This is a genomic window from Pseudarthrobacter sp. NamE2, assembly GCF_005796205.1.
Classification (GTDB): domain Bacteria; phylum Actinomycetota; class Actinomycetes; order Actinomycetales; family Micrococcaceae; genus Arthrobacter.
Genome location: NZ_VAHN01000003.1, coordinates 192922 through 207174 on the forward strand (window position 1 = coordinate 192922; position 14253 = coordinate 207174).

At 66.7% G+C, this 14253-nt stretch carries 13 protein-coding genes; 7 read left to right on the forward strand and 6 right to left on the reverse strand.

All coding sequences use genetic code 11. The features are described from left to right. Nucleotides 1-4 precede the first annotated feature (4 nt). Nucleotides 5-1186 carry a sensor histidine kinase gene (locus tag FDW83_RS05715; RefSeq protein WP_138136631.1) on the reverse strand — a complete coding sequence of 394 codons (1182 nt, stop codon included), beginning with the start codon at nt 1184-1186 and terminating at the stop codon, nt 5-7. Nucleotides 1187-1365: 179 nt separating this feature from the next. On the opposite strand from FDW83_RS05715, the gene FDW83_RS05720 reads away from it, so the two are divergent. Both FDW83_RS05720 and FDW83_RS05725 read left to right on the forward strand, forming a co-directional pair. Then, on the forward strand, nt 1366-1746 hold the full coding sequence (locus FDW83_RS05720; protein WP_138136632.1) for a DUF485 domain-containing protein: 381 nt from the start codon (nt 1366-1368) through the stop codon (nt 1744-1746). Between the two features lie 56 nt (nt 1747-1802). Next, the gene (locus FDW83_RS05725; RefSeq protein ID WP_240720872.1) at nt 1803-3359 is read left to right on the forward strand and encodes a cation acetate symporter; all 1557 of its coding nucleotides are present in this window, start codon (nt 1803-1805) and stop codon (nt 3357-3359) included. 74 nt (nt 3360-3433) lie between these two features. On the opposite strand, the gene FDW83_RS05730 is transcribed toward FDW83_RS05725, so the two are convergent. The 4 genes from FDW83_RS05730 to FDW83_RS05745 form a co-directional block, all read right to left on the reverse strand. Continuing rightward, nucleotides 3434-4054, reverse strand: a complete 621-nt coding sequence (locus FDW83_RS05730; RefSeq protein ID WP_240720861.1) for a hypothetical protein — start codon at nt 4052-4054, stop codon at nt 3434-3436. A gap of 3 nt (nt 4055-4057) precedes the next feature. Beyond that, the gene (locus FDW83_RS05735) at nt 4058-4462 is read right to left on the reverse strand and encodes a DUF4383 domain-containing protein (protein ID WP_138136634.1); all 405 of its coding nucleotides are present in this window, start codon (nt 4460-4462) and stop codon (nt 4058-4060) included. Between the two features lie 136 nt (nt 4463-4598). Then, the gene (locus FDW83_RS05740) at nt 4599-5186 is read right to left on the reverse strand and encodes a hypothetical protein (protein ID WP_138136635.1); all 588 of its coding nucleotides are present in this window, start codon (nt 5184-5186) and stop codon (nt 4599-4601) included. 146 nt (nt 5187-5332) lie between these two features. Next, nucleotides 5333-5806, reverse strand: coding sequence for an Lrp/AsnC family transcriptional regulator (locus tag FDW83_RS05745; RefSeq protein ID WP_138136636.1), 474 nt, complete (start codon nt 5804-5806; stop codon nt 5333-5335). A 192-nt stretch (nt 5807-5998) separates the two neighbouring features. Between FDW83_RS05745 and pdhA the strand changes: the two genes are divergently transcribed. Genes pdhA through FDW83_RS05760 form a run of 3 tightly spaced genes read left to right on the forward strand, consistent with a single transcriptional unit; the run spans nt 5999 to nt 9551 of the window. Continuing rightward, nucleotides 5999-7168: a pyruvate dehydrogenase (acetyl-transferring) E1 component subunit alpha gene (gene pdhA / locus FDW83_RS05750; protein WP_138136637.1), complete on the forward strand. Its 1170-nt coding sequence runs from the start codon at nt 5999-6001 to the stop codon at nt 7166-7168. Continuing rightward, nucleotides 7168-8178: an alpha-ketoacid dehydrogenase subunit beta gene (locus FDW83_RS05755; RefSeq protein WP_138136638.1), complete on the forward strand. Its 1011-nt coding sequence runs from the start codon at nt 7168-7170 to the stop codon at nt 8176-8178. The genes pdhA and FDW83_RS05755 overlap by 1 nt, the downstream gene beginning before the upstream one ends. Nucleotides 8179-8186: 8 nt before the next feature. Beyond that, a complete protein-coding gene (locus FDW83_RS05760; RefSeq protein WP_240720862.1) occupies nt 8187-9551 on the forward strand; it encodes a dihydrolipoamide acetyltransferase family protein in 1365 nt (454 codons plus the stop codon). A 32-nt stretch (nt 9552-9583) separates the two neighbouring features. Here FDW83_RS05760 and FDW83_RS05765 read toward each other — a convergent pair whose 3' ends face one another. Further along, nucleotides 9584-10261: a TetR/AcrR family transcriptional regulator gene (locus tag FDW83_RS05765; protein ID WP_138136640.1), complete on the reverse strand. Its 678-nt coding sequence runs from the start codon at nt 10259-10261 to the stop codon at nt 9584-9586. Nucleotides 10262-10406: 145 nt separating this feature from the next. Between FDW83_RS05765 and FDW83_RS05770 the strand changes: the two genes are divergently transcribed. Next, on the forward strand, nt 10407-12014 hold the full coding sequence (locus FDW83_RS05770; RefSeq protein WP_138136641.1) for a carboxyl transferase domain-containing protein: 1608 nt from the start codon (nt 10407-10409) through the stop codon (nt 12012-12014). A 7-nt stretch (nt 12015-12021) separates the two neighbouring features. Further along, the gene (locus FDW83_RS05775; RefSeq protein WP_138136642.1) at nt 12022-14253 is read left to right on the forward strand and encodes a biotin carboxylase N-terminal domain-containing protein; all 2232 of its coding nucleotides are present in this window, start codon (nt 12022-12024) and stop codon (nt 14251-14253) included.

A 14253-nucleotide genomic window follows, 5' to 3' on the forward strand; every position in this document is an offset into this window, starting at 1 on the left:
GGACTCAGGCATTGTGGCCGGGCTGGGACTTGGGCACCCGCATGGTGATCAGCGTCCCTTCGCCCGGGGCGGTTTCGATAACCAGGCCGTGGTCTTTGCCGTAGACCTGCCGCAGCCGGGCGTCGACGTTCCGCAGCCCCACATGGAGGCCGTCGGTGTGCCCGGCGAGCATGGACCGAAGCTGGCCGGGATCCATGCCCACCCCGTCGTCCTCGATGGTCACTTCGGCGAAGGCCCCGGCGTCGTTCGCCGTGATACTGATGTGGCCCGGCCCCTCCTTGGCCTCCAGCCCGTGCCGGACGGCGTTCTCCACCAGCGGCTGCAGGCTGAGGAACGGAATCACCGTGCCCAGCACCTCCGGTGCAACGCGCAGGCTGACCTGCACGCGCTCGCCGAACCTGGCCCGTTCCAGCAGCAGGTACCGGTCAATGCAGCGCAGCTCCTCAGCCAGGGTGGTGAAGTCCCCGTGCCGCCGGAAGGAGTATCGCGTGAAATCGGCGAATTCAACCACGAGTTCGCGTGCCCGCTGCGGATCGGTGTTGATGAAGGACGCGATTGCGTTGAGGGAGTTGTAGATGAAGTGCGGGCTGATCTGCGCCCGCAGCGCCCGCACTTCGGCTTCCATCAGCAGGGTCCTGGACGCGTCCAGTTCTGCCAGTTCCACCTGCGCGGCAACCCAGTCCGCCACCTCCCCGGTGGCGCGCACCAGCCCGGCCCCGGCGTCCGGCGCGAACGCGGCCACTACGCCCACCACCCGGGAGTCCGCGCGCACCGGGGCGATCACTGCGGCGAGGGCGCCCCCGGTGCCGTCAGCACCTGCCGGAAGCACGGCGGTGCGGCCGCCGGCCAGGACGCCCGCCGCCAGGTCCATCAGCCGTGCCTTCAGCTCGTCGCCCGTTCCGTCCCAGGCCAGCACGTCCGAGGTGTCGGTAATGGCCAGGGCGTCGCAGCAGAGCAGGCCGCGCAGCTGGCGGCTGGCTTTCGCCGCACCGCTCGGGTTCAGGCCCCGCCGGAGGTGCTGGCCCGCCTGCGATGCGGCATGGAGGGTGTGGTAGGTGGCGCGTTCGGCGTCCGTGCCGAGGTCCCGGAAGGAGCGGAGCACCTTGAGTCCCACGCCGACGACGACGGCAATGGCCATGGCGATAACGGCCACTGCGGCGGCGGTCAGGAGGGGGGATTCCGGCATGGTGCCCAGCGTAGCCGTTGCCGTTTATCGCAGCATCCCGACCGTTGAGCGACCACAGGACGCCCGGATCTGGAATGTGGCAACCGGCACAAAGCACAGTGAGTGAAGCCACACCGGTGTTGTCCCCGTCCCGGGCCTGCCGCCGGATGTGTTCCGGCAAGTCTCTACGAGGAGGAAAGATGGGTAATGATGCCCATGCTCCGGACGCAGCGGCGTCCGTGGACTTTGAACAGGTCCAGTCGACCGGGCAGTTCCAGGAACTGCGCAAGCGTCACCGCAGCTTTGTTTTCCCCATGGCAGTGGCCTTCCTGCTGTGGTACTTCGCCTACGTCCTGCTCGCCGACTATGCCGTGGGATTCATGTCCACCAAGGTCTGGGGCAATATCAACATCGGCCTGATCCTGGGCCTGCTGCAGTTTGTCTCCACGTTCGCCATCACCGGCTGGTACGTCCACTACTCAAACAAGCGGCTTGACCCCATCGCCTCGGAAATCCGGGACGAGATCGAGGGCCACGAATTCGACAAGCAGGGCAACCGGCTGGGGGGAGTAAACAAGTGATCAACATTGCAACAGCGGTGGATGTCGCCGCACTCAAAGACACCACGCTGCTCAACATGGGTGTCTTCGCCCTCTTCGTTGCCGTGACCATGGTGATCGTGTTCCGCGCCAGCCGGAACAACAAAACCGCAGCGGACTACTACGCGGCCGGACGCTCCTTCACCGGCTCGCAGAACGGCACCGCCATCGCCGGCGACTACCTTTCCGCGGCATCCTTCCTGGGCATCACCGGAGCCATCGCCATCAACGGCTACGACGGCTTCATGTACTCCATCGGGTTCCTCGTCGCCTGGCTGGTGGCCCTCCTCCTGGTGGCAGAACTGCTGCGCAACACCGGCAAGTTCACCATGGCGGACGTCCTCTCCTTCCGGCTCAAGCAGCGGCCCGTCCGGATCGCCGCCGCGATCTCCACGCTCGCCGTCTGCTTCTTCTACCTCCTCGCCCAGATGGCAGGCGCCGGCAGCCTCATCTCCCTGCTGCTGGGCATCAGTGACTGGGGCGGGCAGGCACTGGTGATCATCGTCGTCGGCGGCCTGATGATCATGTACGTCCTGATCGGCGGCATGAAGGGCACCACCTGGGTGCAAATCATCAAGGCTGTCCTGCTCATCGCCGGCGCAGCCGTGATGACCCTGTGGGTCCTGGCCATCTACGGCTTTAACCTGTCGGGCCTGCTGGGTGCGGCAGTGGAGACGGCCAACAACCCGGCCGTCCTCAACCCCGGCCTGCAGTACGGCAAGACTGAAACATCCAAGCTGGATTTCATGTCCCTGGGCCTTGCCCTGGTCCTGGGAACCGCCGCCCTGCCGCACGTCCTGATGCGTTTCTACACGGTTCCCACCGCCAAGGAAGCCCGCAAGTCCGTGGTGTGGGCCATCTGGCTCATCGGCCTCTTCTACCTGTTCACCCTGGTCCTGGGCTACGGAGCCGCGGCGCTGGTGGGCCCGGAAACCATCCGGACGGCGCCCGGCGGGGTGAACGCTGCTGCACCGCTGCTGGCCTTCTACCTGGGCGGACCGCTGCTGCTGGGCTTCATTTCGGCGGTGGCGTTTGCGACCATCCTTGCGGTGGTGGCAGGCCTGACGATCACTGCCGCCGCATCCTTCGCCCACGATATCTATGCCAGCGTGATTTCCAAGGGCAAGGCCGACGCCGACACCGAGGTCAAGGTGGCCCGGCGCACCGTGGTGGTCATCGGCGTCCTGGCCATCCTTGGCGGCATCCTCGCCAACGGCCAGAACGTGGCGTTCCTGGTGGCCCTGGCGTTCGCGGTCGCAGCTTCGGCAAACCTTCCCACCATCATCTACTCGCTCTTCTGGCGGAGGTTCACCACCCAGGGTGCCCTCTGGAGCATGTATGGCGGTCTTGGCGCCGCGATCATCCTGATCATCTTCTCGCCGGTGGTATCAGGCGGCGCGACGTCCATGATCAAGGATGCGAACTTTGCGCTCTTCCCGCTGAGCAACCCCGGCATTGTCTCCATTCCGCTGGCCTTCTTCCTTGGCTGGCTCGGCACGGTACTGGACAAGAAGCGCGAGGACAGCACCAAGCAGGCAGAGATGGAAGTACGGTCCCTCACCGGCGTAGGCGCCGAAAAGGCAGTCAACCACTGACGTTCCGGCGCTCACGCTATAAAAGAGCCGCCGTCCCGGGCAATGCCCGGAACGGCGGCTCTTTGGCTTCTGTGTCAGCGCTGGTGGTGACCACCCGGCAGGGAGGAGATGCCGTGCCCGCCGTGCGGTACAGCCGACTCTCCGGCGGATGACGCGGCGAGTCCCGGCGTCGTAATTCCTGCCACCAGCACCGCGCCGGCGAAGGCGGCCAGGAGGAGCCGTCCGGGCTGCGGAGCGGGCGCTGCACCGTCGCCTTTCCGGTTTCCGCTGCGGCACAGCCACGCCCCGGCGGCAGTGATCATCAGCGTCAGCAGCAAGGCGGCAAGGTGGCTCAGGCTCAGCCCCGAGGTGGCCGGTGTTGCGAACACGACGGCCGCCACGTGGACCACCGCCGCAGCCATCAGCGCTGCCCGGACCGGCCGGCTGAAGGGCACGTTTCCCTTGGCAAGGTGCAGTACGGCAGCGGTGGTGAGTCCTGCACCCCACAGTCCGGCAAGCGCCCCGGCAATGTACTCCGCCGGACCCGGGACCCCCGCCGCCCCCGCGAGGAAACTGGAGGAGATGGCAAGGTTGACCGCCCCTGCGCCGAAGGCCGCAAATCCCACAAAGAGCCGGACCGCCGCTGCCGCCGGCTGTTCAGGGGACTGCGGCGCGGCGGCCTGCGGTGCCGGATCCAGCGTTGCCGGATTCCCCACCGGTTACGCCCGGGCTGCGGCCGGGGACTTGTCGAGTGACAGGCCGACGCCCAGCAGGAGCACGGCGCTGGCGAGGTGCAGCACGTTGTCGGCACCGTTCAGCGCAATGATGTTCAGCGGGGAGTTCAGCAGGAACAGGCCCAGCACGCCGACCAGCAGGTACACGCCGCCAACAGTGGCGTTCACCGTCCTTGCGGCTGCAGTGCTCTTCAGGCCGGCGGACAGCAGTGCGGCGCCGATGGCCAGGTGGATGATGTTGTGCAGCGGGTTGACTTCAAAAATGATGAGGTTTGCGCCCTCGGTGGCGGCAAAGCCCACACCGGAGGTAACGGCAAAGCCAAGGAGGCCCACCAGCAGGTAGACGGCTCCGAAAACCGTGGCGACGAGGCGGTTGGGTGAAGTGTGCATGGCCCGAATCCTTCCGAAAGGGCGGGACAGGTTCCCGCCGGACTGTGGATCCCCGGCGGGGGACCCTCGGAAGCAGTTCGGGCCAGGTCAGGGCGCGGATGGGTAGAAGGTCAGCGAACTTCCCACTGGGTTCGGGTTACGCTGCGGGCCTCAGCTTGATGTTGGTCATCTTGAGTTCGTTCGTGCCCTCGAAGCGGTAGGCGAGGTCGACATTCTTGCCGTCGCATGTGATGAGCCCCGCGATGTCCGCGGACTTCACGCCGTTCTCGGTGGCCACCTGGAGATCGTCGTAGGCGGGTTCGCAGCTCTCGTCCAGCCCAAGGCTTTGGATGCCGGCGATGAAGGTCTCCTTGGACAGCTGCTCCTGGAGCGCCGGATCCAGGTAGTCGTCGTAGGCCTTGGAGCTGTCGCCGGCGATCACCAGTTCGGTAAAGCCGTCGGCCAGCCCTTTGGCCTGGGTGGTGGCGCTGCCCGCCACGTTGACCAGGATGACGACGCCGAGAACCACCAGGAGCAGGACGCCCCCGATGGCCGTGAGCACGATCCACAGCTTGGGCCGCCTTCTTGCCGGCGGTTCTTCCCCGGGAAGGCCGAACGGGCCGGAGCCGGTGAACTGGTTCGGCTGCTGCCCGCCGCTTGGCTGCCCTTGGTGGGGTTGTCCGGAGAGCTGCTGCTGCCCGGCGCCGGCGTGACCCGGCTGGTACGGTTCCTGGGGACTGCTCAAGGGGGAGCCTTTCCAAAAGTGGTGCGTCGCACTGCCTGCTTGCCGGGTCCTGTCCATGGCCCGACGTTGACTGGGACAAGCCTATAGCGAGCGCACAGGTGGCGTAGTCCGGGGGTTACCGACCGCCGTCGTAAACCGCTGCGTTCCTACCCGCGGACTGGCCCGCGCTCCAGCAGGGGCTGCACCCGGAACGGGATGAGCTCACCCATTGCCAGGGCAGTATCGGCCCGCTCCACGCCATCGCAGGCCAGGATCTTGCCGTTGATGCGGAAAAGGTCTTCGGCATCAAGGGCCACCACCCGCAGGAGCAGGTCCGCGGAGCCGGTAAGGCCGTAGCCTTCCAGGATTTCGGGGATGCCGGACAGCTCCTTTGCCAGCTGCGTGAGCTTCTGCTGCTGGACGTGCACGGAGATAAAGGCCATGAGGGGATATCCGACGGCAGCCGGATTGATCCGCCGTTCGAAGGACAGGAAGACATGTTTCCTTTCCAGCTGCGCCATCCGTGCCTGGACGGTATTGCGCGAAAGGCCGAGCTGCTGGGCGAGTGCCACCACAGTTTTCCTCGGGTCTTCCGCCAGGGCGGACAGCAGCCGGGTGTCAGTGCCATCCAAAGCTTGCATAATGCGCAAAGCTAGCACGGTCCCGACATCCCCGATAGGGCATTCTGCTCAGGAATCGGCGCGGCGGTTGTACCCCCCGGGCTTTGTGAGTAGGGTCACAATTATCCGGGGCAACGGCGCCCGGGAGGCGTGCAGGCCGGGGCCACAAGTTCCGCACCTGCAGGTCAACGACGTGAGAAGGTTGCGGCTATCGTGTCTACAGACGGAACGGGCCAGGGCGGCGAACATGCCTCCAGCAGCGCCCAGCGTACCTCCGGACCGGTGAACGGGCTGGTCCAGCTGATCACTCCCGCGGGGGAGCGGGTCAGCGATCCCGAGTTCGACTTTTGGGTCAGGGACATCACGGACGAGCAGCTCTGCTCGCTGTTCGAGGACATGAGCGTCATCCGCCGCATCGACCTCGAGGCCACCGCGCTGCAGCGGCAGGGCGAACTGGCGTTATGGCCCCCGCTGCTTGGCCAGGAGGCGGCGCAAATCGGTTCAGGCCGGTCCCTGCGTGATGACGATTTTGTGTTCTCCAGCTACCGGGAGAACGGCGTGGCCTACTGCCGGGGCGTGGACCTGACGGACATCGTCAGGGTCTGGCGCGGCAACGCATCCTCGGGCTGGGACCCGTACTCCATCAACATGGCCACGCCGCAGATCATCATTGGAGCCCAGACCCTCCACGCCACCGGCTACGCCATGGGCATCCAGAACGACGGCGCGGATTCGGTGGCCGTCACCTATTTTGGCGACGGCGCCACCAGCGAGGGCGACGTCAACGAGGCCATGGTGTTCGCCGCCAGCTACCAGGTACCCGTGGTGTTCTTCTGCACCAACAACCACTGGGCCATTTCAGAGCCGGTCAAGCTGCAGTCGCACATCCACCTGGCGGACCGCGCTGCAGGCTTCGGCATCCCAAGCCTGCGGGTGGACGGCAACGACGTCCTGGCCGTCATGGCAGCGACACGCGTTGCCCTGGACCGGGCCCGGCGCGGCGGCGGTCCCACCTTCATCGAAGCCGTCAGCTACCGGATGGGGCCGCACACCACAGCCGACGACCCCACCCGCTACCGCGACCCCAACGAACTCGAGGACTGGGCGGCCAGGGACCCGATCAGCCGGGTGGCGGCGCTCCTTGACCGTAAAGGGCTGCTCACGGAGGAACTGCAGCAACAGGTCAAGGACAAGTCCGACGCCGTCGCCCGCGACATGCGCGACGGCTGCACGGGCATGCCGGACCCGCAGCCGCTGGACGTTTTCAAACACGTTTACAGCACACCCAACTCGTGGCTGGACCGGCAGCAGGACCACTACGCCCGTTACCTTGCCTCCTTCGGTGATCCCGCGGGAGCAACCCTCGAAGAAGGTGCACGCTGATGACCCAGATGACCTTTGCCCGCGCCATCAATGCAGGCCTGCGGAAGTCCCTCGAAAACGATCCCAAGGTGGTCCTCCTCGGTGAGGACATCGGTACCCTCGGCGGGGTGTTCCGCGTGACGGACGGGCTCCAGAAAGACTTTGGAAAGCACCGAGTGGTGGACACGCCGCTGGCCGAATCAGCGATCGTGGGAACCGCCGTCGGCCTCGCCTACCGCGGGTACCGCCCGGTGGTGGAAATCCAGTTCGACGGGTTCGTGTACCCCGCATTCGACCAGATCGTCAGCCAGGTGGCCAAGCTGCACTACCGCACGCGCGGAGCGGTTAAGATGCCCATCACCATCCGGATCCCGTTCGGCGGCGGCATCGGTTCCCCGGAGCACCATTCAGAATCCCCTGAAGCCTACTTCACCCACACCGCAGGACTGCGCGTGGTGACGGTCGCCAACCCCCAGGACGCCTACACCGTCATCCAGCAGGCCATCGCGTGCGACGACCCCGTGGTCTTCTTCGAACCCAAGCGCCGCTACCACGACAAAGCGGACGTGGATGAGTCCGGAGACCCCCGGCGGGCGGAACCGATGGACCAGGCCCGGATCCTCACGGAGGGCAGCGACGTGACGCTGGTGGCCTACGGGCCGCTGGTGAAGACGGCCCTGGATGCGGCTTCCGCCGCTGCCGATGAGGGCATCTCAATCCAGGTCATCGACCTGCGCTCGCTGGCACCGGTGGACTACGGCACGGTTGAAGCTTCCGTCCGCCGCACCGGCCGGCTGGTGGTCACGCACGAAGCCGGCCAGTCCGGCGGCCTTGGCGCCGAAGTTGCCGCCAGCATCACGGAGCGCTGCTTTTATCATTTGGAGGCAGCGCCGGTACGGGTCACCGGCTTCGATATCCCGTACCCGTATTCGAAGCTCGAAATGCACCACCTCCCCGGCCTGGACCGCATCCTCGACGGCGTGGACCGGGCACTGGGCCGGCCCAACTCCCTCAGCGGGCTGGAAGGATGAGCGGCGCCATGATCAAGGAATTCCGGCTCCCCGACCTGGGGGAGGGACTTACCGAGTCAGAAATCCTCAGCTGGAAGGTTGGCGTGGGCGATACCGTGAGCCTGAACCAGGTCATCGCCGAGGTGGAAACCGCCAAGGCCGTGGTGGAGCTCCCGTCACCCTTCGCCGGGGTCATCAAGGAATTGCACGAACAGCCGGGCACCATCGTGGAGGTGGGCAAGCCCATCGTGTCCTTTGAAGTAACGGACGACGCCGGGACGGCACCTTTGGTGCCGGTCGGGGCTCCCGCTGCGGCAGCGGAGGAGGGGGAGGAGGCGCCGAAACGGCAACCGAACCTGGTGGGGTACGGCGCCGTCGTCGAAAGCTCCGGGCGGCCGGCGCGGCGTCCGCGGAACTTTCCGGCCCCTGCGGATGCGGCTGGAGAAGCGCCGGTGGTTGAGCTTGTCGAAACCAGGCCTGTCGACACCAAGCCTGCCGGCATCCCGGCCGAGCGCCCCCGCTCCACACCGCCGGTGCGCAAGCTGGCCAAGGACGCAGGCGTAGACCTGGAACGGGTCACTGGCACCGGCCCGCACGGACTGATCACCCGCGAGGACGTGCAGGCCTTCCTTGCCGGCGGACCCAAGGAAGCGGCGGCGGAACGTGCTCCCGCCCGGGAAACCCGGCCGGGGGAGCGCGAAACCCGGACACCGGTCAAGGGCGTCCGGAAACTCACTGCCGAGGCCATGGTGCACAGCGCCTTCACCGCGCCGCATGCCACCGAATTCCTGACGGTCGACGTCACTCCGGCCATGGAGTTGCTGGCAAAAATCAAGGGCAGCCGGGAATTCTCGGGCGTCAGGGTCACCCCGCTGACCCTGGTGGCGAAGGCGCTGCTGGTGGCACTGCGGCGAAACCCGTCCCTGAACTCACGCTGGGACGGTGAGAACCAGGAAATTGTCACCTTCAACTACGTAAACCTGGGCATCGCCGCGGCCACGCCCCGCGGACTCACGGTTCCCAACATCAAGGACGCAGATGCCCTGTCCCTGCACCAGCTGGCGGAAGCGCTCGCTGAGCTGACCGAGACTGCACGGGCCGGAAAGACCCCGCCTGCTGACCTCTCCGGCGGCACCATCTCGATCACGAACATCGGCGTCTTCGGCATCGACGCGGGAACTCCCATCCTGAATCCCGGCGAAGCCGCCATCCTGGCCATGGGGGCAGTGCGCACCATGCCGTGGGAGTATCGGGGCGAGGTTGCCCTGCGGCAGGTCATGACCCTCAGCCTGTCCTTCGACCACAGGCTGGTGGACGGCGAACAGGGCTCGCGGTTCCTGGCGGACGTTGGGGCGATCCTGGCCGAACCCGGGATGGTCCTGACGATGGTGTAGCCGTCCCTCCCAGGCCATGGAGCGCTTCAGGGTCAGCGGGCGGGAAGGGCGTCCGCAGTCAGGGCTGCCAAGGCCATGCCCTCCAGCAGCGGGCGGGCATCAGCGGCCGCCATCCTGCGGCCGTGGCTCCGAACCGAATGCGGCGTGGAGTTGATGAGGCCAAAGGTGGCATGGGCCCGCACGCGCAGTTCCGAAATATCCGTGCCGGGGTGCAGGCGGGCAAGGACTTCCACCCAAAGTTCAACATAGCTGCGTTGGAGTGCGCGCACCGCCGCCTGGTCCTGCCCGGAAAGGTTGCTCAGGTCGCGGTCCTGCACCCGGATGACGTCAGGCTTGCCCAGCGCAAAGTCCACCTGGAACTCCACCAGCCGGCGCAGGGCTGCCAGCGGGTCGCCACTGGTCTCAACCACTTGGCGGCCGCCGTCCAGCAGTTCCCGGCTGACCGTCAGCAGCAAGTCCGCCAGCACCGCCTGCTTTCCCGAGAAATGGCGATAGACGGCAGGGCCGCTGACTCCGGCTGCGGCGCCCAGGTCCTCGAGCGAGACCCGGTTGAAGCCGTTGACTGCGAACAGGGATGCGGCGGCCGTCAGCAACGCCTGCCGGCGGTTTTCCTTCGCCTTGCTGCGCTGGGTTGAAGTGCTGCGCTCGGCTGAATTGCTGGGCCGGGTGGGCGTGGGGGCGCTGGTCTGCGTGGCATCGGTGCTGGGCACTTTTCCTCCTCGGACCCGCAGAGTCTAGCAAGGCAGGTGATGTGTTGGACATCACAGTTAATAGAGACTAACCTGAATTTCAGTTATTGCTGACTAACCGAGTTGCCGGATGCGGAACCTCGGTGCGCACAGGAACGGACCGTCGATGGAGACCCTCGCCAGCAGGATCGACCCCTCAAGCGAAGCGTTTGGTTCCAACAGCCAGGCCCAGCGGGAGCTGGCGGAAGACCTGCGGAAACGCCTGGCTGATGCAGCATTGGGCGGTCCCCAAAAGTCCCGTGAACGGCATGTTGCCAGGGGCAAGCTGCTGCCTCGGGAGCGCATCGACCAGTTGCTCGACGACGGCAGCCCCTTCCTGGAAATCGCACCCCTGGCGGCCAACGGGATGTACAACGACGAAGCTCCGGGCGCGGGCGTCATCGCCGGCATCGGCCTGGTGCACGGCCGGCAGGTACTGGTGATATCCAACGACGCCACCGTCAAAGGAGGCACCTACTATCCGATGACTGTCAAGAAACACCTCCGGGCGCAGGAGGTGGCCTTGGAAAACCGGCTGCCGTGCATCTACCTGGTGGACTCCGGCGGGGCTTTCCTGCCCAAACAGGACGAGGTGTTTCCGGACCGGGACCACTTTGGCCGGATCTTCTACAACCAGGCGCGCCTGTCGGCCGCAAAGATTCCGCAGATCGCGGCGGTGATGGGTTCCTGCACTGCCGGCGGAGCCTACGTCCCGGCCATGAGCGACGAAACGGTCATCGTGCGAAACCAGGGCACCATCTTCCTGGGCGGACCGCCGCTGGTGAAAGCGGCTATCGGCGAGGTGGTCACGGCAGAGGAGCTGGGCGGCGGAGAGGTGCACTCCAGGATCTCCGGCGTCACCGATCACCTGGCGGAAAACGATGAACACGCACTGCAGATCGTGCGGGACATCGTGGCAACGCTGCCGCCGCCGGCACCGCCCGCCTGGGACGTGGAACCTGCCGTCGAACCCGCCGCCCAAGCCGGGGAGCTGTACGGGGCCGTCCCCACGGACGTCAACGCGCCCTACGACGTACATGAAGTCATCGCCCGCCTTGTGGACGGCAGCCGCTTCCACGAATTCAAGAAGGACTACGGCACCACGCTGGTCACCGGGTTCGCCCGGCTGCACGGGCACCCGGTGGGAATTGTGGCCAACAACGGCGTGCTCTTCAGCGAATCCTCCCTCAAAGGGGCGCATTTCATCGAGCTCTGCGACCAGCGCGGGATTCCCCTCCTGTTCCTCCAGAACATCTCCGGTTTCATGGTGGGCAGGGATGCCGAGCAGGGCGGCATCGCCAAGAACGGCGCCAAGATGGTCACCGCCGTGGCCACGGCGCGGGTGCCCAAGCTGACAGTGGTGATCGGCGGGTCCTTTGGGGCGGGCAACTATTCCATGTGCGGCCGCGCATACTCGCCACGGTTCCTGTGGATGTGGCCGGCAGCCCGTATCTCGGTGATGGGCGGCAACCAGGCCGCCAGCGTGCTGGCCACCGTCAAGCGCGAACAACTCGAGGCGGCGGGCGAGGAATGGCCGGCGGAGGCCGAGGAAGAGTTCAAGGCGCCCATCCGCAGGCAGTACGAGGACCAGGGCAGCCCGTACTACTCCACGGCCCGCCTCTGGGATGACGGCATCATCGACCCCGGAGAGACCCGCACCGTCCTGGGACTGGCCCTGGACGTTGTTTCCCGAACCCCCCTGCCGGACACCTCCTTCGGCCTGTTCAGGATGTGAGCCAGCCATGACCACACCCGTAACCACAAAGGCCGCGCATACCGTCACAGCTGCCAGCAAGCCCCTGTTCGGCACCGTCCTGGTGGCCAACCGCGGCGAGATTGCATGCCGCGTGATCCGCACCCTCCGCGCCCTGGGCATCCGTTCCGTCGCCGTTTACAGCGATGCCGACGCCGGCGCCCGCCACGTGCGCGAAGCTGACACCGCCGTCCGGATCGGCCCCGCCCCTGCCGCGCAAAGCTACCTGAACATCGACGCAGTGCTTGACGCGTGCCGCCGGACGGGTGCGGAGGCGGTGCACCCGGGCTACGGCTTCCTGAGCGAAAACGCGGACTTCGCACGGGCCCTGGAGAAGGCCGGCATCACGTTCATTGGTCCCGGCGTGGAGGCCCTCAACGTCATGGGGGACAAGATCCGCTCCAAGAACCACGTGGCCGGGTACGGCGTCCCGGTGGTCCCCGGCGTGGCACGCCCGGGAATGACGGATGCAGAACTGGTTGAGGCCGCGGCCGGCGTCGGGTTCCCGTTGCTGATCAAGCCCTCCGCGGGCGGCGGAGGCAAGGGCATGCATGCGGTGCGCACTGCAACGGACCTTCCGGCGGTCCTGGCCACCGCCCGCCGGGTAGCGGCCGGCGCGTTTGGTGACGACACGCTGTTCCTCGAGCGGCTGGTGACTACGCCGCGCCATATCGAGGTGCAGGTGCTGGCCGACAACCATGGCAACGTCATCCACCTGGGGGAGCGCGAGTGTTCGCTGCAGCGGCGGCACCAGAAAGTGATTGAGGAGGCGCCCTCGCCGCTGCTGGAGAACCTGCCGGACGGTGCGGCGGTCCGGGCGCGCATCGGCGAAGCGGCCTGCAACGCCGCGCGCAGCGTCAACTACTCCGGCGCCGGGACCGTGGAATTCCTGGTCTCCGATGACGCCCCGGACGAGTTCTACTTCATGGAAATGAATACCCGGCTGCAGGTGGAGCATCCGGTCACGGAGATGGTCACCGGGATCGACCTGGTGGAATGGCAGGTGCGAATCGCCGCGGGTGAGGAACTCAGCATCCGGCAGGCCGACGTCGAACTGAACGGCCACGCGGTTGAGGCCCGCGTCTATGCGGAGGTGCCGGAAAAGAACTTCCTGCCCTCCACCGGGCGGGTCCATCTCCTTGAGGAGCCTGCCGCCGGAACACCGGGCAGGGTGCGCGTGGACTCGTCCCTGGTGGAAGGGCTGGAGCTGTCCGCCAACTATGACCCCATGATGGCCAAGGTCATCTCCTGGGACACGGACCGCGCCGCGGCCCTGGACGCCCTGGACACCGCGCTCGCCGGCTTCACGGCCCTGGGCCTGGAGACCAACATCGAGTACCTGCGGCTCCTGGTCAATGATCCCGATGTCCGCAACGGGCATCTGGACACCGGGCTGATCGAACGCAAGCTGCCGGAGCTGGCGTTCCGCCGGATTGGCGGGAAGGAACTGGTGGCAGCGGCGTTGTCGGCCCTGGCATGGGAACCAGTTCCTCCGGCCGGCAGCCCCTGGCAGGCGCGGAACGGCTGGCGGCTCGGATCACCGGCGCCGCGCCGGGTCACTTTGGGCCTTCCCGACGGCGGGATGGCCACCGTGACGGTCAACGGCAATGTCACGTCCGGGCCGGTGTCCGTGACGGTCGACGGCGGCACGGGCCGCACAGCCTCGCTGCACTTCCCGGGGCCGGGCCGCGTGCAGCTGACCCTTGACGACCAAGTCCGTGACTACGCGGTGGCACCCGTGCATCCTGTGCCCGCTCCCCAAGTGCCAGTAGGGCAGGCTGGCGTGATTCCGCCGTCGGACGCTCCGCTCCAGCTCTTCCTCGGCCACCAGGGCTGGTCCTGCCGGCTGGACGTGCTTAGCCGCGAGGAGCGGCTGGAACGCGTCCTCGCTGCCAGGCAGCGGGAGGCAGGCACTGCTGATCCCGCCGTGCGGTCGCCCATGCCCGGCACCGTGGTCTCGGTCCCGGTCAATGACGGAGACACCGTGGACGCAGGCCAGGTGCTGGCGTCGGTGGAGGCCATGAAGATGGAGCACCAGTTGCTGGCCCCCCTGGCAGGAACGGTGCACCTTACCGTCCGGGCCGGGGACCTGGTAAAGGCAGACCAGGTCCTGGCCACCGTCCACCCCGCCGCAGCCCCGGAACCGCACGAGGCCCCGGAACGGCAGCCATCCGCAGAACAGCAAGAAGAAAACCCCCCAGCAGGCAAAGGAGCCTCCTAA

Coding starts and splice junctions, on each gene's coding strand:
- FDW83_RS05715 (WP_138136631.1), bottom strand. CDS start 1,186: ATGCCGGAATCCCCCCTCCTGACCGCCGCCGCAGTGGCCGTTATCGCC.
- FDW83_RS05720 (WP_138136632.1), top strand. CDS start 1,366: ATGGGTAATGATGCCCATGCTCCGGACGCAGCGGCGTCCGTGGACTTT.
- FDW83_RS05725 (WP_240720872.1), top strand. CDS start 1,803: ATGGGTGTCTTCGCCCTCTTCGTTGCCGTGACCATGGTGATCGTGTTC.
- FDW83_RS05735 (WP_138136634.1), bottom strand. CDS start 4,462: ATGCACACTTCACCCAACCGCCTCGTCGCCACGGTTTTCGGAGCCGTC.
- FDW83_RS05745 (WP_138136636.1), bottom strand. CDS start 5,806: ATGCAAGCTTTGGATGGCACTGACACCCGGCTGCTGTCCGCCCTGGCG.
- FDW83_RS05755 (WP_138136638.1), top strand. CDS start 7,168: ATGACCCAGATGACCTTTGCCCGCGCCATCAATGCAGGCCTGCGGAAG.
- FDW83_RS05760 (WP_240720862.1), top strand. CDS start 8,187: ATGATCAAGGAATTCCGGCTCCCCGACCTGGGGGAGGGACTTACCGAG.
- FDW83_RS05770 (WP_138136641.1), top strand. CDS start 10,407: ATGGAGACCCTCGCCAGCAGGATCGACCCCTCAAGCGAAGCGTTTGGT.
- FDW83_RS05775 (WP_138136642.1), top strand. CDS start 12,022: ATGACCACACCCGTAACCACAAAGGCCGCGCATACCGTCACAGCTGCC.